Below are 17,906 nucleotides of genomic sequence, written 5' to 3' on the forward strand. Positions count from 1 at the left end.
TCTAAGGCTCTCCGCGAAGCGGTGGTCACGGGCAGGTGGCTTTCTCGCTTGGCCAGCGACACTGGGAGGAACAAGATGAGCAGCACCACGAGCATGTTTGCCGCACGCGGACGGTTGGGCCCATCGCGGAGGCACCGTCGTATTCGACGTGGTCCACTGGCGGTGGGTCTGATCATGGTGCTGGTCGCCAGCGGTTGGACCGCGATGACCGGCTCCGCCAGCGCCGCGATCCCGTTCCCGTTCGAGGTTCAGAGCCTCGACGGCAGCGGAAACAACGTTGCGAACCCGGCCTGGGGCCGCTCAGGGATCATCTACCCGCGTACGGGCCCAGCGCGCTACGCCGACGGCATCGGCGCGCAGGCGCCAGGGCCGAACTCACGCGCGATCAGCAACCGGATCTTCAACGACAGGCATCAGAACCTCTTCTCACAGCGCCAGGTCACTCAGTGGGGCTTTGTCTGGGGCCAGTTCCTGGACCACTCCTTCGGGCTCCGGCAGGCGCCAGGCGTCGGCGACGCTCCGGACCCGAGCTCGGCGAACATCGAGTTCAACGCCGACGACCCGATGGAAGAGTTCACTGAGACCAGCGGGGAGGCCATAGGCGAGATCTCGTTCACCCGGTCGAGCATCGCGCCGGGGACCGGAGTAACAAGCCCACGACAGCAGGTGAACACCGTCAGCTCCTACATCGACGCCTGGGCGGTCTACGGCGGGTCCCAGGCACGGCTGGAGTGGATGCGGGAAGGCCCGGTCGACGCCAACCTGGCCAACAACAGCGGGCGGCTGCTGATGCCGAGCCAATACCTGCCGCGCCGTGACACCCGCGGTGACGCCGCGACCGCCCCGGCGATGGACATCGACGGCCGGCTGCGGGCCACCCCCAACCGGGCCGTGGTCGCCGGCGACGTGCGTGCCAACGAGAACATCGCCCTGACCGGCACCCACACGCTGTTCGCGCGTGAGCACAACCGGATCGTGGGGCTGCTGCCGAACACGCTGACCGAGCAGGAGAAGTTCGAGATCGCCCGGCGGGTGGTCATCGCCGAGCAGCAGTACATCACGTACACCGAGTTCCTGCCGGCCATGGGAATCAACCTGCCGGTGTACACCGGGTACAACCCGAACGTGAACGCCAGCCTCGGCAACGAGTTCGCGACAATCGCCTACCGGGCGCACAGCTTCATCCACGGTGAACTGGAGATGATCTCCGATCCCGGTCGCTACTCCGCCGCGGCCCGGGCCGCCCTGGAGGGCCAGGGTGTCGAGTTCGTCGAGGAGGACGGTGAGCTGGAGCTGATCGTTCCGCTCAACGTGGGCTTCTTCAACCCGGATCTCGTCCCACTACTGCAGCTCGGCCCACTGATGCAAGGGCTGGGTCTGGAGCCGCAGTACAAGAACGACGAGCAGATCGACAACCAGCTGCGCAGCATCCTGTTCGAGATCCCAGTCCCGGGTAACCCCGACTGCCTCGACGGGCCCGAGCTGCCCGCCTGCTTCACCAGCGTGACCGATCTCGGCGCGATCGACGTCGAGCGCGGCCGCGACCACGGTATGCCCACCTACAACCAGATGCGCCAGGCATTCGGGCTCGCTCCGAAGACCTCGTTCACCGCGATCACCGGCGAATCCACCGACCAGTTCCCAGCCGGCTTGAGCGGCGACACCCCGGCCAGCCTCGACTTCGTCTCACTGACCGACATCTTCGGCAACCCCATCGATCTGGAGGACGAGGATGCCGTCGAGGGTGACGCCGTCAACGGCGTCCGCCGTACCACGCTGGCGTCCCGCCTGCGCGCTGTCTACGGCGACGTGAACAACGTCGACGCCTTCACCGGCATGGTGGCCGAGGCCCACGCCACCGGAGCGGACTTCGGCGAGCTCCAGCGGGCCGTATGGACCCGCCAGTTCCAGGCGCTGCGCGACGGTGACCGGTTCTTCTACCAGAACGGCTTCGTCCAAAACACGCTCAACGAGATCCGGAATCGGTACGGCGTCGAGTTCCAGCGCAACCTCGGGGACGTCATCGCGTCCAACACCGACATCCCGCGTCCGGAACTGGCGCCCAACGTGTTCTTCGTCGAAGGCAACGTGCCACCCACGAGTTGCCGAGTGCAATATCAAATCACCACGCAGTGGCCGGGCAACTTCCAAACCAACATCGTCGTCACGAACACCGGAAGCCGGCCGATCCCGGCGTGGACCCTCCGGTTCCGCTTCACCTCGGGCCAAGAGATCTACGAGATCTGGAACGGCGTGTCGGGCCAGGACGGGGCCAACGTTCCCATCAGCAACGCCGCCTCCAACGCCCGCATCGCACCCGGCCAGAGCCGGACTCTGGGGTTCAACGCCACACGCGACGACGCCGCGCCCAACCGGCCGCCCGTCAACGTCACCCTGAACACCGCATCGTGCACCGTCACCTGACCACTGACCCACTGACCCACTGAGCCGCCAGCGACGGGCCGGTCACAGCCTTACCGAGGACCGGTCCGTCGCCGCGCTGATCTGTGCTTGTACTGGATGACTCGCCCCGGCTCGGGGCGCGGAGGGTCATGGCAGTCGATTCCAGGATCTCGATCAGCGCGGTCGTGGCGGGTGGGTCTGGCGGGTCGCCGTACGTGGCGGCATAGATCTGGCGCGGGCTCTCGGCGAGCTGTGTGGCGTGTACGCCTGGTGTCCGGTGCGCGTGCAACGCGAGTCCGTTGACTATCGCAACGCCCATTCCGGCGGCTACGAGCGCCTGGGCGATGACCGTGTCGTCGCAGGAGTAGGCGACGCGTGGGGTGAAGCCGGCGCGCCCGCATGCCGTGATCATGGCAGCTCGACAGCGTTCGCAGCCGCCGACCCAGGCGGAGTCACGGTGGTCCTCGAGACGCTGATGGGGCTGGTCACTGATGAGGTAGAGGGGATCGTCCAGAAGGTGGGTGAGCCGGAATCCTTCCTGCTCGTCCGGGGGAGTGTCGGCGTTCCGGAAGATCAAGGCGATGTCGACGTGTCCGGAACGCAGCATGGTCAGGCCCACGGCCGGGTGGGCATCGACGAGGTTCAACTCGATTCCAGGGTGCGCCCGGGACAGCTCGGCGGCTGCCTTCGGTACGAGGGTGCTGAGGACCGTTTGGAAACCGGCGAGTCGCACCCGTCCGGCACGAAGTCCCACCCGGGCGGCCAGCTCGACAGATGCGGCGTTCAGTCGCCCCAGGATCTCGGTCGCCCGTCCCGCCAACAGTTCTCCTTCGGGGGTGAGCCGGATCCCGCGGCCCACTCGTTGGATGACCTTCGCTCCCGTGGCGGCTTCCAACCGCGCCAGGTGATGGCTGACCGACGACTGGGAGTAGTGCAGCTCCTTCGCGGCTTCGGTCACCGATCCATGGCGGGCGACTGCCTCCAGCACTCTGAGCTGGGTCAGGTTCAGCATGGATTAAGTTTATCGATGAGATCTGGGCAGATTTGGCATTAGACGTCATGACCTTGGGGCAGCATCATCGCTAAGTGACCGAGCTCTACGAGAAATGACTCGCCGAGTACCGAAGGAGCACCAGCCATGTCGCTCGCCCGCGTCCACAACTTCGCCATCTCACTCGACGGCTTCGGCACCGGTGAAGGTCAGAGCCGCGACGCGCATTTTGGTCACGCAGGCGAGAGGCTGCACGAATGGATGTTCGCCACCAGGTGGTGGCGGGGGCGCGACGAGCCAGGTGGCAGCGGTGGCGTCGACGACGCGTTCACGCGGCAGTTTGATCCGGGGATCGGCGCCGAGATCATGGGTGCCGGGAAGTTCGGCCATCCCGGATGGCACGAGGACCCGGAGTGGAAGGGCGCGTGGGGCCCCAACCCGCCGTTCCACACACCCACCTTCATCCTCACTCACCACCCGCGCCCGTCGATCGAGATGGAGGGCGGCACAACGTACCACTTCATCAACGCCTCGCCCGCCGAGGCGCTCGAGACGGCGCGCAAGGCCGCGGGCGGCCAGGACGTACGCATCGGCGGCGGCCCCACCGTGATCCGAGACTTCCTCGCTGCCGGGCTCGTCGACTACATGCACGTCGCGGTGGTACCGATCCTGCTCGGCCGAGGCGTACGCCTCTGGGACGGACTCGAGGGACTCGAGAAGGACTACCAGGTCGAGGCCACCTCTTCGCCCAGCGGCGTCACCCATGTGACGTTCACCCGCACGGGCGCCTGAACCGCGTCGGTCGGTACCGGTGGGGCTGCTTGCGGCAGTGGTGTCGGGTTGGCGGGCCGAGGAATGCGTTAGCGTCTCGGTGTGATCGTCGGGCGGGCCGCTGAGCTGTCGCGGATCAATCGGCTGGTGGCTGACGCCAAGGACGGCCACAGTCGGTCGTTGGTGCTGCGCGGTGAGGCGGGCATCGGCAAGACGGCGCTGCTCGATTACGCGGCCAGCCTGGCTGGGGGGATGCGGATCCTGCGCGTAGTCGGCATCGAGTCCGAAGCCGAGGTGGCGTTTGCCATCCTTCACGTGCTGTTCGCCCGCGACTTCGCCCGCTTCGACGCCCTGCCGAAGGCCCAGGCCGATGCGCTTCGGGTCGCGTTCGGCACCGACGGCAAGCCTGTCGACCGCGTCCTACCGGGAGCAGCGACGCTTGCGCTGCTCGCGGACATCGCGAGCGAGCGCCCGTTGCTGTGCCTGCTGGACGATGTCCAGTGGTTCGACCAGCCATCGGTGGACGCGCTGCTGTTCGCGGTACGCCGGCTCCACGCGGATCCGATCGCGACCATCTTCGCCATCCGCGATGGTGGGCGTCCATTTCCCGCGCCCGGCATCGAGAGCCTCACGCTCGCTCGGCTCGGGCGGTCGGACGCTGCGCACCTGGCGTCCATGGCCGGCGCGACAACGACCGAGACGACCAGTCAGATCTTGGACGAATCAAGCGGGAACCCGCTGGCCATCATCGAACTGGCGGCCAGCGTGGAAGCCTCGGCAACTCGGGCTCCGATCGCTCCACTGCCGGCAGCGGGCCGACTTGAGGCGCACTTCGGCCAGCAGGTAGCCGCCCTCGGCGAGCGGACGGGGACGGCGCTGCTGCTCGCCGCAGCCGATCACGGATCGGACCTGCCAACCCTCATGGCGGCTGCCGGACGCCTCGGTCTGGAGGTGACCGATTTTGGGCCTGCCGAACGCAGCCGTCTGGTCCGGGTGACCTCGACCGGGGTGGCGTTTCGGCATCCGCTGATCCGGGCCGCCGCGTACCAGGAACCGCCGTTCGCCACGCGTGTTGCCGCGCATGAGGCGCTGGCGGCCGTGCTGTCCGATCCGCGCCACGCGGATCGCCGTGCCTGGCATCTGGCCTCCGCCGCCACCGGGGTCGATGACCGGGTCGCGGCGCAGTTGGAACAGGTGGCGCGGAGCGCCGCCCGTCGTGGGGGCCCGGCCGCGGCGGTGCGGGCACTGGAGCGGGCCGCGCAGCTGTCCAGCCACACCGCCGATCGCGGACGGCGGCTGGTGGCAGCGGCTCGTGCGGCCTACGACGCGGGACAGTTGGACCGCGCGGCCGACCTGGCTGCCGGCGGTGCCTCCCTCACCGACGAGCCTGGTGAGGCGGCAGAGGCAGCCTGGATACGGGCCCAGGTCGCGTACGAACGCACCTCTCCGGCGGAGGCGTCCCGGCTCGCGGTCGAGGCCGCGGCCCCGGTGCTCGCTGTTGATCCGGACCGGGCGGTCGCAGTACTGGCCGAGGCCGCTTGGTGTGCCCGCGACGCGGCTGCTCCGTCGTTGTTGGGGTCCTGCGCGGAGCAGCTTCGCGGAATCCGCGGCGGGCCGGTGGTGCTGGTCGATGGTCTGGTGGGATTTACCGATCTCCTACGCGGCAACGTCGCGGCCGCCGTCAACCCGATGCGAGCCATGCACGATGCCGCGAGAAATGGCGACGGGGAGGCGTCGCTGGAGCGGATGATGGCCGGCTTCATGGGGCTGCTCATCGGCGCGGACAGCAGCGCTCTGGCGATGCTCGACGGCCAGGTAGCCGACTTTCGCCAGCAGGGCGCCTTGGGCTGGCTGCCCTACGCGCTGGAAACGTTGACGCTGGCGCAGATCGCCACTGGGCGGCTGCGCGACGCCGAAGCGAGCGTCACCGAGGCGCTCGCTCTCGCCGGCGAGTTGGGACAGCCCCTACAGGTCGTTGTGCTCACCTCGATGTCCGCGTGGCTCGCCGCGGTGCGCGGCGACGCCGCCGCTGAGGGCGCCGCCACCCGGGTGCTGGGCGATAGCCACCAGCACGAGATGTCGGCGGCGATGGCCAGGTGGGCGCTCGCCCTGGTCGATTTCACCGGTGGCAACCCCAAGCCGGCGCTCGACCTGCTGGAGCGCGTTTGCGACGGTCCGCCTGGCAGAGACGTGATGGTCCGCGCCATTCCCGACCACGTCGAAGCCGGTGTGCGAGCAGGGGACGTCGCTCGCGCGGAGAGGTATCTGCCGCGACTCGTCGACTGGGCGAACTACACAGGGAGCCCCGCCGCGGCTGGTCTCATGCTCCGCTGCCGGGCGCTCCTGGCCGATGATGCCGATGCCGGCGGGCTCTTCCAAGAGGCGCTGCGCGTCGACGGCTGCGGCCCATACGACCGGGCCCGTACCCGCCTGGCGTACGGCGCGTGGCTGCGGCGGAACAGGCGTCCATCTGCCGCCAAAGAACAGCTCCTCCTCGCGCACGAGGGATTCGACCAGATCGGCGCGCACGGGTGGGAACGGCTCATCCGGGCGGAGCTGGTCGCGCTGGGCGAGGGCATACCTGAGGCTGCGGCCACCGGTGCGGGCCTGCTGACACCGCAGGAGTTGCAGGTCGTGCGGCGTGCGGCGCGGGGGCTGAGCAACCGGGAGATCGCCGCGGAGCTGTTCCTGAGCCCGCGTACGGTCGGATATCACCTGTACAAGGCCTACCCCAAGCTGCGTGTCAGAAGGCGTGCCGAACTCGCCCAGCTCGACCTGTGACCGCTTAGGTAGACGAAACCCCGTCAGCACCGGTCGTTTGACAGATGGCGGCTGTGGGACGGGCTCGTAGCGTCCCTGACATGGGAAAAGTCATCATCCACGAACAGATCACCGTCAACGGCGCCTTCGAATCACCCTCGCCCGAAACGTGGCTGGAGCTGGACACCGACAGCGGTGACGCCGCGCTCGAACAGCTAATCCTCGCCGACGCACTGCTGCTCGGGCGCAAGACGTATGAGGGCCTCGCGCCGGTCTGGCCGCAGCTCGCGCAGGACCCGTCGATGGCGCACTTCGCCAAACGCGTCAACAGCATGCCCAAGTACGTCGCGTCGCGAACACTGAGCGGTCCACTGGAGTGGAACGCCACGCTCCTCGACGGCAGCGTCGAACAAGCGGTGCCAGCCCTCAAGCAGGAGCACAAGGGAAACCTGATCGTAACGGGGTGCGGCGAGCTCGCCCATACGCTGACCACGCGAGGCCTCGTGGACGAGTTCTGGTTCTGGGTCAATCCGCACCTGTGGGCCGAAGGGCCACGTATCTTCGACGGGGTCGGACCGGTTCGGCTGCAATTCGTCTCCTCCACCCAATACCGCTCCGGTGTCCTGTGGCTGCGCTACCGGCCCGCCGTCGGTTGATTCCGCGGTGAGCGGGTCGTCGACGTCGTCGCTGGGTACATCGGCGGACAGGTGCTCCGGCTCGGCCTGATCGATCAGGCCGTCAAATCTGTTCGCGAAGCCACTCCAGGCCTGATTCGGCCTGATTGACGATCGTAAAATGGCTGGCGCCCTCGCTGAGCCGCAACTGGGCGGTCGGGCAGTGGGCCGCCAGCCATGATCCGTGGCTGGCGGGGATGATCCGGTCATCGGTGCCGTGCAGCAGAAGGATCGGGGCGCCGACCTCGCCGGGGTCACAGCCCCACGGGCGGGTGTAGGAAACGTCGTCGTCGATCTGCCCGTACGGTCCGGCGTCCAGAGCCGGCCCGCCGACCTTTCCCAGCCATCCCCACGGCCCTTCGAACAGAGCCAGGTCGGCGGCCGTGAACTGGGCGTCGTAGGCGAACCCCGACGCCTCCAACGCCGTCCGTACCTCGCGGCCCGCCGCCGCCGTGCCCAACGCGGCAACACCGGAGGGAACCATCCCGGCGAACCAGTCGAGCCCGTCGACACCGTACGGAGCGATGGCGGCCAGCGTCAGTACCGCCCGGACGCGACTGCCTAGAACCGCGGCGCATCCCAGCGCATAGCATCCGCCACCGGAGTACCCCATGACGGCGAACTGGTCGATGCCCAGCGCGTCCGCCACCGTCGCCACGTCACCGGCGACCGACGACATGGTCCGTCCTGGTGCGACGGTGGAGCCGCCATAACCGGGCCGATCGAACGACACCCACCGCAGCCCGAGCCTGTCGGCAGCGGCGAACAGGGGCTCCGGCGGCGCACCCACGTTGGGCGTGCCGTGATGCCAGATGACGGGCATCCGCCCGACGTCCAGCGGCGCACTGTCGTAGACGTGCAGCAGGCGACCGTCGCCCACCCGGACATCCCGCTCGATCATCTCATCGCCCCCGGAAGATCGGCTTCCATCCCGTCAATGCCCATGGCGTGCCAGCACCCGTCGCCAAGGCCTACCCATCCGGGCCCGACCTCGCTCCTGCTCCTGCACGGCGGATGGTACGTCACCTGAGAGGACGTAGCGTGGGCTGGTGTTGACAACACGCATTGCGAACATGGCCGATGTCGCGGTCGTCGTTCGCCTCTGGACAGCGGCCAACATCGCCCGGCAGGCAGCGCTCGGGTTGCCTCTGGGGGCAGTCGCCGGCGCGGGCAGCGCCGAGGCCGAACAACAGGTACGTCGCCGGTTGGCCGGCCCGGCCAGTTTCGCGGTGCTGGCGGAGGATGACGGCGAGTTGGTGGCGCTGGCGCTCGTACTGCAGGCGCTCGCTCAGGACGGCGCCAGCGGGGATCCACTGCCTGGCCTCGCTCACGTGTCGATGGTCGCGGTCCATCCGGACCGGTGGGGGCAAGGGCTGGGTGCCCTTGTCGTGGGCCAGGCACAGCTCAAGGCGAGGGAGCGCGGATTCAGCCAAGCCCAGTTGTGGACCCACGCGACCAACGGACGCGCTCAGCGGCTCTACGAGCGACTCGGGTGGACGGCGTCGGGACGTACGAAGATCGACGATCATGGCGAGCGAATCCTGCACTACGTTCGCGAACTATGAGGGATACACGGCCGTCGCCAACCCCGAGCGGTTGCCCATGTCGTCGAGGGCCCGGACGCCGTAGACGGCACCTGAGTCGGCCGCGGGCAGCGCGTACGACCCGCCGGTGGTGGTCGCGATGACCGCGCCGTTCCTGGTCACCTCGTATGCGGCTACCGCCACGTTGTCGGTCGACATGCTCCACTGCAGCCAGGTTCCGGTGGAGGTATAGGGCAGCCGGCCGATTCGCACGTTGGTCGGCGTGCTCGGTGGCTCCGTGTCGATGCTGCACGGCGTGCCACGGGAGAGGCAGTTCTGCGGCCAGCTCTGGCCGAGGATGGGGATCCCGTAGTTGACTGAGCGGCCCGGGTTTATCGTCACCGGGTTCGCGTTCTCGAGGATGAAGTGCTGGTCCACTTTGGTGACCCGGATGCTGAACGTGAACAGCCCTTGGACGAACTCGCCCGGCGGGAGATCGAATTCCATCCGCCAGCCGTTCAGGGGAGCGCTCGTGTCGTTGGTGATACTGAAGACCAGGATGTACGACCCTGAGCCAAATGGCCGCCGGCTCAGGGCCGCCGTGTCCGCGTAGGCCGCGCCGGGAGCGACCAGCGTCGCTGCGCCGACAAGCGTGGCCATCAATCCGGCGAGCGCGGCAAACCGCCGTCGCCATCGCTTTGCGTTGTTGCGCAACTCAACCTCCCGCAGGCGTATCCGCCGTCGCTGTCTTCCGGACAGTCTTGCTCACCCGCCTGGAATGAAGCTCAACGAACGGTTGGAAGTACCGGGCCTGCGGCGTTCGACATGGTGGACACCGTGTCCACAGTGGAAGCGGATGGCAGCGGCCGGGACGGTCAGGGCGTTTCGGCCGTGTCGACGGGCACTGGCCGTGCCCCGTCCGCCGGGCGGGCGTGGCCGAGGGTGAGCTCGCTTTGCAGGACGAGGACCGCCCCGCCGATCGCCGCCGCGTCCGACCCGTTGACGGACGGCACGACCCGTACCGGATGGGCTCGTCGGGCGAAGAGGCGGCGGTCCAGTTCCGTACCAGCGTGCGGGGCTTGCCGCCGGTCGGCGCACCCCGGCCGGCCTCGACGACCAGGCCGTCGCCCATCAGCTCGCGCACCACCTCGGAGATCGTCGCGCCGGTGAGACCGGTCGTCGCCACGAGCTCCACCCGGCTGATGATGCGCGCCGCTCTGATCACGTCCAGGACCAGACCGCGCGTCTTCGGCCGGCTTGCCCAGATCGGGCTGCTCGCCACGGTGCCCTCCTCCATCCGCCGCCTTGTCACGCTACTTCACCTACGTTTTCGCGTGGTCATCCGCGCTGCCTCGGCCCACCTGTCCGGCGCGACCGCACGGCACATTGACTTCCGTAAGCAACTCAATAAAGGATGTTGGCAGCGCTCCCATCGATCCCTCACGGCAACGAGGAGATCAGATGAAACACCGTCATACACTGCTGGCCGCCAGCGCCGCGGGCGCGCTGGTACTGGGTGCCACGGCAACGGCTACCCTTCCCGCCTCGGCGGCCGCCACCGGCTGTTCGGTCGCCTACACGGTGCAGAGCCAATGGCCGAGCGGGTTCAGCGCCAACGTCGCGGTCACCAACCTCGGCGACGCGGTGTCGAGCTGGACGCTGACGTTCGACTTCGGCAACGCGAGCCAGAAGGTCACGCAGGGCTGGAGTGCCACCTGGACCCAGTCCGGCACTCGGGTGTCAGCCGCCAGCATGAGTTGGAACGGATCGCTTGGCACCGGCGCCTCGACCTCGATCGGCTTTGTGGGCTCGTGGAGCGGCGCCAACCCGGTACCGGCGTCGTTTGCGCTCAACGGCACCACGTGCACGGGATCGGTGACATCGCCGTCGGCGAACCCCACCTCCGCTCCGCCCAGCAGCCCGCCGGTCACGACGCCGCCGCCCAGCGGCCCCGCCCCCAAGCTCAAGGTGTCCGGTAACAAGATCCTCACCGCGGACGGCAAGCCGTACAGGCTGTTGGGCGTGAGCCGGTCCAGCGGGGAGTTCGCCTGCGTGCAGGGCAAGGGACTGTGGGACTCCGGGCCGGTCGACCAGGCGTCGGTCGACGCGATGAAGACGTGGAACATCCACGCGGTGCGGATACCGCTGAACGAGGAGTGCTGGCTGGGCGTCAACGGCTCGCCCAGCGGTGCCACGTACCAGCAGGGCGTCAAGGAGTACGTGAACCTGCTGGTGGCCAACGGCATCAACGTGATCCTCGACCTGCACTGGAACTGGGGTGCCTACACCAACAGCCCTGACTGGCACTGCAAGGACGAGCACGCCACCTGCCAGAAGCCGATGCCCGACGCGCGGTACGCGCCGCAGTTCTGGACCGGCGTGGCCAACGCGTTCAAGGGCAACGACGCCGTCGTCTTCGACCTGTTCAACGAGCCCTATCCGGATATGCCCGCCGAATGGAACAAGACGCTGGGCTGGCAGTGCCTGCGTGACGGCGGCACCTGCACCGGCATCCCCTACGAGGTAGCCGGCATGCAAGACCTGGTCGACGCGGTCCGCGCCACCGGCGCCACCAACCTGCTCATGGTCAGCGGCCTGGAGTGGACCAACGACATGCGGGAATGGCTGGCGTACAAGCCGAACGATCCGCTGAACAACATCGCCGCCTCGTGGCATGCGTACAGCTTCAACGCCTGCGCCACCGTGTCCTGCTGGGACACCCAGATCGCCCCGCTGGCGCAGCAGGTGCCGATCGTGCTCGGCGAGTTCGGCCAGGACAACTGCGGCTTCGACTACATGCAGGCTCTGGTGAACTGGGCCGACGACCACGACATGGGATACCTGGCCTGGACCTGGAACCCGTGGGGCTGCACCGGTGGTGCCGTGCTCATCAAGGACTGGACCGGCACGCCGGAGCCCGGTGTCGGTGAGGGCTACAAGGCACACCTGCTAACCCAGAGCCCATACGTCTGACGGACCTGCCGGCCGGCCAGCTCCGCCAACGCTGGCCGGCCGGCTGCCGCAACGTTCTGTACCGCCGATATATGACGCTGGGTGCGGCCGCGCTGACTGCGAACCAATCGTGTGGGGCATCCGTCCGCCAGGGCGGTGGGCCTGCTCAAGTTGGTGATCGCCTTAGTGCCGGGGCGCGACGCTGATATCACGAGGTCGGACACAGCAGATCGCGTCTGGGTCGCGTGTACATGGGTGGAGATCGTTGGTAGACGACGGACAAGACGGGAGGCGGGATGACCTTCGAGGAGTACACCGTGTTGCGGTCGCCCGCGTTGCTGAGGTATGCCGCAGTGCTCACTGGGGATCGTGACCTCGCCCAGGACATCGTGCAGGAGGTGCTGGCCCGCGTGCACGCGCGCTGGCACCGGATCGCCCGGCTGGATGTACCGGACGCGTACGTACGTCGGATGATCACGAACGAGTTTCTGTCGTGGCGACGGGGGAGGTGGACCCGATTGGTGCCCATCGGCCGCTTCGCTGAGGATCACCGTCCCGTGTCGGTGGCCGCGCAGCCGGACACTGCGACCGTCTACGCGGAGCGCGACGCACTGCTGTCCGAACTGGCTCGACTGCCGCGTCGCCAGCAGGCGGTCCTCGTCCTTCGCTTCTACGAAGGGCTGTCCGATAGCGAGATCGCGGACGTCCTGGGCTGCGGGCCGAGCACCGTGCGCGGTTACGCCTCACGGGCGCTGGCCACGCTGCGCGTCGAGTTGGACCCCGTCGACCTGCATCGCAACACCCCCGCCCTCGTCAGGAAGGATCGATAATGCGAACCGAGGAAGACCTGCGAGCCATGTTCGCCGCCCGGGAAGAGCTGGCGCCGGATCAGCATCTGGTGCTGGAGGGGACGCGGCAGGTCGTGGCCAGGCGCCGCCGGCGACGCACTGTCGGCGCAGCGGCGGCAGCCGCCGTCGTGGTGGCGGCCGCCCTACCGGTGGCGGCCCGCCAGTGGTCGGGGCCCTCGGGCCAGGGCACCCCCATCCCAGGGGTGGGCGCGCCGGCCGGAAGCACCGCCTCGTCGGAGCCCGCCGGGCAGGTCCCGAGCGGTCCCCGGCCACCCTTCGCGTTCACGATCCGTCCCAGCTCGATCGCCGGCTTCGAGATCCAACCGACGGCCGTCAACCCCGACCTGCAGATCGCCTCCGTCCGCGGGGTTGGCCAGACACAGACCCAGGCCGAGTTGTACGTGTACCGGCCGGGAACAAATCACCGTGCCGGCTGGGACCTCAGCAGGGATCCGGTGCCAGTACAGGTGAACGGGGCGCCGGCCTGGTACTCCGTCCAGGACACCCGGAGCGCCATCCGCTGGCAGCACACGCCCGGCGGCTGGGCCGTCATCAACACATCGGGATCAGCCATGCCCAAGCAGACCTTGATCGGCCTGGCCCAAGCCGTTCAGTTCACCACGCCGTACCCGGCTAAAGTGCCGTACCGGCTCAGTTACCTGCCCGCCGGCTTCAAGCCGTTCCAGGTGGCGCAAGGCATCCCTGGTGCGGCCACTGCCCGAACCGCCGTGCAGTTCCAAGCGCAGGGCGGGAACGCGGTCATGGACATCGCTGTTTTGGACGGATCCCCGAGCGGCCGGCCCGGCTGGCGCGCCGACCTCACCATGGCCGGCCGGCCCGCACAGTGCACCGGCCACGTCGATGGCCACCGATGTGCGGTCGACTTCGGCGCATTCACCGTCGATGTCGGCAGCAGGACCGTGCCGCGCACCGAGATAGCCGAGGTGGTTGCGGGTATGAGCTTCGCGGACTGGCGCGATCCGGGCACCTGGTACGACATCGACACCGCGATCCCGAGCCGGTAAGCCAAGCAAAGGCGCGGCCTTCCCGCAAACGCTTCAGGGATGGAACGGTCCTCCGACTACCAACGGCCGGGTGGTGCATTTCGTCCGCGGCTACGGCGTGGCGTTGCGGTAGGCCCGGATCAGCTGCGCCAGGTGGGTCCCGGCCAGCCGCAGCGGTGTCTCGTTTCGGGAGACCTGGCTGGCTAGCTCGGCTCCTTCCAGGGTGCTGATGACCGTGTGTGCCAGGTCGTGGGCGTGGGGGCCGTCGATGCCCGCTTCTCGTAGTTTGGCTTCCACGAGGGCCCGCCAGCGCGCGAACGCCTCGGCGGCCGCGTGTTGGATGTCGGGTGCCCGTGTGGACGTGCCGAGCGCGGTGGCGGTGACTGGGCAGCCGTCGACCCAGTCCGTGCGGCGCATGTCACGGGCGAGCGTGTTGGCGGCGGACTCGATGGCCTCGGCCGGGTCGGGCACGCTGTTCAGGATCTGGGTGAGGAACGCGGCGAACTCCTGGTCGCCGTGTCGGATCGCCTCGACCGCCAACTCCTGCTTGCCGCCCGGGAAGAAGTGGTAGACCGACCCCAGGGTGGCGTCCGCTTCCTGCGAGATCTGCTTGATCCCGGTCCCGTCGTAGCCCTGCCGCTGCATCAGCCGGGAGGCCGTACGCACGATCCGCTCGCGGGTGCCGAGCCCGCTGTCCGGCCCATCGGCCGCCGCGCGCCGCGTTGTGGTCCTCACCAGCCCAGCCTATCGGATAGAGCGTTCGTTTTAGAACCGTGCTAGCGTTGCGCCTACTAAATAGAGCGTTCGTTCTAAAGGAGAGCTGTGATGAGCAAGCAACCGGTGACCGTTATCGGGCTCGGGCCCATGGGTTCGGCGATGGCCGGCGCGTTTCTGGACAACGACCACCCGGTGACGGTCTGGAATCGGACCGCCGGTAAGGCCGACCATCTCGTCGCCCGGGGCGCCGTCCGAGCGGACACCGTCCAGGCTGCGTTGGCCGCCAACGAATTGGTGGTGTTGAGCCTGACCGACTACGCGGCGATGTACGACGTACTCGGGCCGGCCGCGACCGCACTTTCCGGGCGCGTGCTGGTCAACCTCAGCTCGGACACCCCGGACCAGGCCCGCGCGGGAGCGCGGTGGGCCGCGCGACACGGCGCCACCCACCTGACCGGCGGCGTGCTGGTTCCGCCGCCCTGGATCGGCAAGCCCGGCGCGTCCACGTTCTACAGTGGACCGCGTCAGGCGTTCGAGACCTATCGCGAGACCCTGATGGTGCTCACCGGAACCGACTATCGTGGCGACGATCCAGGCCTCGCCGCGCTCTACTACCAACTCAACATGGACATGTTCTGGACCAGCATGCTCAGCTGGCTACACGCTCTCGCACTGGCCCGGGCCAACGGCATCACCGCCAAGGAGTTGCTGCCGTACGCCACATCAGCGCTGGACCTGCGGTACTTCCTGGAGTTCTACACCGACCGGATCGACGCCGGCGAACACCCCGGCGACGTCGACCGATTGGCCATGGGGGTGGCCAGCGTCGAGCACGTCGCGCACACCACCCGTGATTCGGGGATTGACTCCGCGCTGCCCGATGCCGTGCTGGAGATCTTCCGACGGGGCCAGGACGCCGGGCGTGGCGGCGACAGTTTCACTAGCCTGATCGACATCCTCGCCGCCCGGCGATAGCCGGCCATGCGGGCTGCCGCTTCGAACCGCCGTGCACGCTCTTACCGGGAGAGTGCACTCAACCGGCGCCGAGCCGGTGTGGGACGTGTCAGCCGAGGCCGGATCGGGCGATGACGTTGGTGATGGTGATGCGAACTGCGGTGAAGCCTTCCTGTACGAATGATTCAACGACGTCCTCCGCGGGTTGGGAGGGGTAGTAGCGGTCGGCGATGCCCGCGGCGACGTGTTTGACCTGGTCTGGCTCGGCAGAAGTTCGCGCGTGCCCTTCCAGGGTCACGAAGCCGTAGGGTTGCCGCTCATCGCTGACGCAGACAGCGATGCGCCGGTCACGGGCCAGGCTCTTGCGTTTGACGCTCCCGGGCGATAAGGCGAAGGCGAGTTCATCGCCGTCGATGATGAAGCAGACCGGGGTTACATGGGGTCGCCCATCGGCGCGGGTGAGGGCGACGTGGGCAAGCCTCGTTCCCGTTGTGACGAAGGATCGCCATTCATTGTCGGTCATTCCGACAAGAACAACAGGAGGAATTGAACGCCATGACGGTACGCATCGGCATCAACGGGTTCGGGCGGATCGGGCGCAGCTACCTGCGCGCGGCCCTGGCGAACAACGCCGACGTCGAGGTGGTCGCGGTCAACGACCTCACCGACGCCCGCACGCTGGCCACCCTGCTCGAGTGGGACTCTGTCTCCGGCCACCTGGACGGCGTCGCCTTCGACGGCGACGCGATCGCCGTTCAGGGCGCGCGTATGAAGGTCTTCGCGCAGTCCGACCCGGCCACCATCCCCTGGGGTGACGCTGGCGCCGACGTCGTCATCGAGTCCACCGGCCACTTCACGGATGGCGTCGCGGCGGCGGCCCACCTCAAGGGCGGCGCGAGGAAGGTCATCATCTCGGCGCCGGCCAAGGGAGACGTCCCCACGTTCGTTCTCGGGGTGAACGACGACAGGCTCGACCCGGACAGCCATGACGTCTTCTCCAACGGCTCGTGCACCACGAACTCGCTCGCGCCCTTGGCGAAGGTGCTCAACGACTCGTTCGGCATCGAGTCCGGCCTGATGACGACGGTCCACGCGTACACGGGCGACCAGCGTCTCCACGACGCGCCGCACTCCGACCTGCGCCGGGCCCGCGCGGCAGCCGTGTCGATCATCCCGACGTCGTCGGGTGCGGCGAAGGCGATCGGCAAGGTCATCCCCGAGCTCGACGGGCGTCTCACCGGCGCCGCGCTGCGCGTTCCCGTCCCGGTCGGCTCGATCACCGACCTCACCGTGGTCCTCCGGCAGGGCACAGATGTCGAGGACGTCAACGCGGCGTTCCGTGAGGCGGCCGCCTCCCAGCGGCTGCGGCACTACCTGCAGTACTCCGAGGCGCCGCTGGTCTCTGCGGACATCGTCGGCAACCCTTACTCGTCGATCTTCGACGCGCCGCTGACCGAGGCCGTCGGCAACCAGGTCAAGGTGTTCGGCTGGTACGACAACGAGTGGGGGTTCTCCAACCGCCTCGTCGAGTTCTCTGAGCGGATCGGACGGCAACTGCGCGGTAGCGTCCACGACTAAACAGCACCCTTTGAGATAACAACTTCCGCAATCGAAATTGGGCTCCGCTTTCGGTGCGCTGCGGAGGTTGAGAGTCTGGGAGCGCTCCCGTAATATAACCGGCCAGGCTGTTGACGCTAAGGGTAATGACACCTGTGAATGCGAAGGCGACCATCCCGTCTGGAGGGTGCTTTATGTCTAGATTCAGGGCGACCAATGTCGGCCTGGTGTCGGCCAGCGTCGCGTTGCTGGTGTCGGCGGCGGCTGTCGTGGCGTTGCCGGCCGGTGCCGCGGCGGCGGGTTGTTCGGTGAACTATGCCGTGTCGTCGCAGTGGCAGGGCGGATTCGGCGCCAACGTGTCGATCACGAACCTGGGTGATCCGTTGACCAGTTGGACGTTGACGTGGTCGTTCGGTGCCGGGCAAACGGTGACGCAGGCGTGGAACACGTCCTTGACGCAGAGTGGTTCGGCGGTGACCGCCAGGAACATGAGTTACAACGGTTCGATCCCGACCAACGGTGCGGTGTCGTTCGGTTTCAACGGGTCGTGGACCGGCAGCAACCCGGTGCCGACGACGTTCGCCGTGAACGGCGTGGCGTGTACCGGTAGCACGGCGCCGACGACCCCGGCGACGACACCGCCGACTACAGCCCCGACCACCGCGCCGCCGACGACACCGCCGCCGAGCACGTGCAATCTTCCGTCGAGTTATCGGTGGAGTTCGACGGGGTCGTTGGCGAACCCGAGGTCG

General features: G+C 68.0%; 17 protein-coding genes. 11 read left to right on the forward strand and 6 right to left on the reverse strand.

Annotation, left to right across the window (positions count from 1 at the left end; all coding sequences use genetic code 11):
• Positions 1 to 162 precede the first annotated feature (162 nt).
• Positions 163 to 2,424: a peroxidase family protein gene (locus tag V6V89_RS14565; RefSeq protein ID WP_334619630.1), complete on the forward strand. Its 2,262-nt coding sequence runs from the start codon at positions 163 to 165 to the stop codon at positions 2,422 to 2,424.
• Here the strand turns inward: V6V89_RS14565 and V6V89_RS14570 are convergent.
• A complete protein-coding gene (locus V6V89_RS14570) occupies positions 2,417 to 3,415 on the reverse strand; it encodes a LysR family transcriptional regulator (RefSeq protein WP_334619631.1) in 999 nt (332 codons plus the stop codon). The two genes, V6V89_RS14565 and V6V89_RS14570, sit on opposite strands and share 8 nt — an antisense overlap.
• Positions 3,416 to 3,541: 126 nt before the next feature.
• Between V6V89_RS14570 and V6V89_RS14575 the strand changes: the two genes are divergently transcribed.
• The 3 genes from V6V89_RS14575 (at position 3,542) to V6V89_RS14585 (ending at position 7,581) form a co-directional block, all read left to right on the forward strand.
• Positions 3,542 to 4,186, forward strand: coding sequence for a dihydrofolate reductase family protein (locus V6V89_RS14575; protein ID WP_334619632.1), 645 nt, complete (start codon positions 3,542 to 3,544; stop codon positions 4,184 to 4,186).
• Between the two features lie 81 nt (positions 4,187 to 4,267).
• A complete protein-coding gene (locus V6V89_RS14580) occupies positions 4,268 to 6,946 on the forward strand; it encodes an AAA family ATPase (protein WP_334619633.1) in 2,679 nt (892 codons plus the stop codon).
• A gap of 80 nt (positions 6,947 to 7,026) precedes the next feature.
• Positions 7,027 to 7,581: a dihydrofolate reductase family protein gene (locus V6V89_RS14585; protein ID WP_334619634.1), complete on the forward strand. Its 555-nt coding sequence runs from the start codon at positions 7,027 to 7,029 to the stop codon at positions 7,579 to 7,581.
• An 82-nt stretch (positions 7,582 to 7,663) separates the two neighbouring features.
• Here V6V89_RS14585 and V6V89_RS14590 read toward each other — a convergent pair whose 3' ends face one another.
• On the reverse strand, positions 7,664 to 8,500 hold the full coding sequence (locus V6V89_RS14590) for an alpha/beta fold hydrolase (protein ID WP_334619635.1): 837 nt from the start codon (positions 8,498 to 8,500) through the stop codon (positions 7,664 to 7,666).
• Positions 8,501 to 8,648: 148 nt separating this feature from the next.
• Here V6V89_RS14590 and V6V89_RS14595 point away from each other — a divergent pair, with 148 nt between their 5' ends.
• Positions 8,649 to 9,164: a GNAT family N-acetyltransferase gene (locus V6V89_RS14595; protein WP_334619636.1), complete on the forward strand. Its 516-nt coding sequence runs from the start codon at positions 8,649 to 8,651 to the stop codon at positions 9,162 to 9,164.
• Here V6V89_RS14595 and V6V89_RS14600 read toward each other — a convergent pair.
• Both V6V89_RS14600 and V6V89_RS14605 read right to left on the reverse strand, forming a co-directional pair.
• A complete protein-coding gene (locus V6V89_RS14600) occupies positions 9,159 to 9,782 on the reverse strand; it encodes a cellulose binding domain-containing protein (RefSeq protein WP_334619637.1) in 624 nt (207 codons plus the stop codon). The two genes, V6V89_RS14595 and V6V89_RS14600, sit on opposite strands and share 6 nt — an antisense overlap.
• A gap of 215 nt (positions 9,783 to 9,997) precedes the next feature.
• The gene (locus tag V6V89_RS14605; protein WP_334619638.1) at positions 9,998 to 10,135 is read right to left on the reverse strand and encodes a hypothetical protein; all 138 of its coding nucleotides are present in this window, start codon (positions 10,133 to 10,135) and stop codon (positions 9,998 to 10,000) included.
• Positions 10,136 to 10,583: 448 nt separating this feature from the next.
• Here V6V89_RS14605 and V6V89_RS14610 point away from each other — a divergent pair, with 448 nt between their 5' ends.
• From V6V89_RS14610 to V6V89_RS14620, 3 genes are all read left to right on the forward strand, one after another.
• The gene (locus V6V89_RS14610; RefSeq protein WP_334619639.1) at positions 10,584 to 12,095 is read left to right on the forward strand and encodes a cellulase family glycosylhydrolase; all 1,512 of its coding nucleotides are present in this window, start codon (positions 10,584 to 10,586) and stop codon (positions 12,093 to 12,095) included.
• Positions 12,096 to 12,370: 275 nt separating this feature from the next.
• Complete coding sequence (locus V6V89_RS14615) at positions 12,371 to 12,904, forward strand: SigE family RNA polymerase sigma factor (RefSeq protein WP_334619640.1); 534 nt, start codon at positions 12,371 to 12,373, stop codon at positions 12,902 to 12,904.
• Entirely contained in the window at positions 12,904 to 13,947 is a 1,044-nt protein-coding gene (locus V6V89_RS14620) for a hypothetical protein (RefSeq protein WP_334619641.1), read from the forward strand. Before V6V89_RS14615 ends, V6V89_RS14620 begins: the two co-directional genes overlap by 1 nt.
• Positions 13,948 to 14,037: 90 nt before the next feature.
• Here the strand turns inward: V6V89_RS14620 and V6V89_RS14625 are convergent, their stop codons facing one another.
• Positions 14,038 to 14,661, reverse strand: a complete 624-nt coding sequence (locus tag V6V89_RS14625) for a TetR/AcrR family transcriptional regulator (protein ID WP_334619642.1) — start codon at positions 14,659 to 14,661, stop codon at positions 14,038 to 14,040.
• 90 nt (positions 14,662 to 14,751) lie between these two features.
• On the opposite strand from V6V89_RS14625, the gene V6V89_RS14630 reads away from it, so the two are divergent.
• On the forward strand, positions 14,752 to 15,618 hold the full coding sequence (locus V6V89_RS14630; protein ID WP_334619643.1) for an NAD(P)-dependent oxidoreductase: 867 nt from the start codon (positions 14,752 to 14,754) through the stop codon (positions 15,616 to 15,618).
• An 88-nt stretch (positions 15,619 to 15,706) separates the two neighbouring features.
• On the opposite strand, the gene V6V89_RS14635 is transcribed toward V6V89_RS14630, so the two are convergent.
• Positions 15,707 to 16,120 (reverse strand): PPOX class F420-dependent oxidoreductase, encoded by a 414-nt coding sequence (locus V6V89_RS14635; protein ID WP_334619644.1) that lies wholly within the window; start codon positions 16,118 to 16,120, stop codon positions 15,707 to 15,709.
• A gap of 32 nt (positions 16,121 to 16,152) precedes the next feature.
• Between V6V89_RS14635 and gap the strand changes: the two genes are divergently transcribed.
• Entirely contained in the window at positions 16,153 to 17,175 is a 1,023-nt protein-coding gene (gene gap, locus V6V89_RS14640) for a type I glyceraldehyde-3-phosphate dehydrogenase (RefSeq protein ID WP_334619645.1), read from the forward strand.
• Between the two features lie 173 nt (positions 17,176 to 17,348).
• Positions 17,349 to 17,906 (forward strand): cellulose binding domain-containing protein (locus V6V89_RS14645; RefSeq protein WP_334619646.1); only part of this gene is annotated, 558 nt, incomplete at its 3' end.

It is taken from the genome of Micromonospora sp. CPCC 206061 (assembly GCF_036906915.1).
Classification (GTDB): domain Bacteria; phylum Actinomycetota; class Actinomycetes; order Mycobacteriales; family Micromonosporaceae; genus Phytohabitans.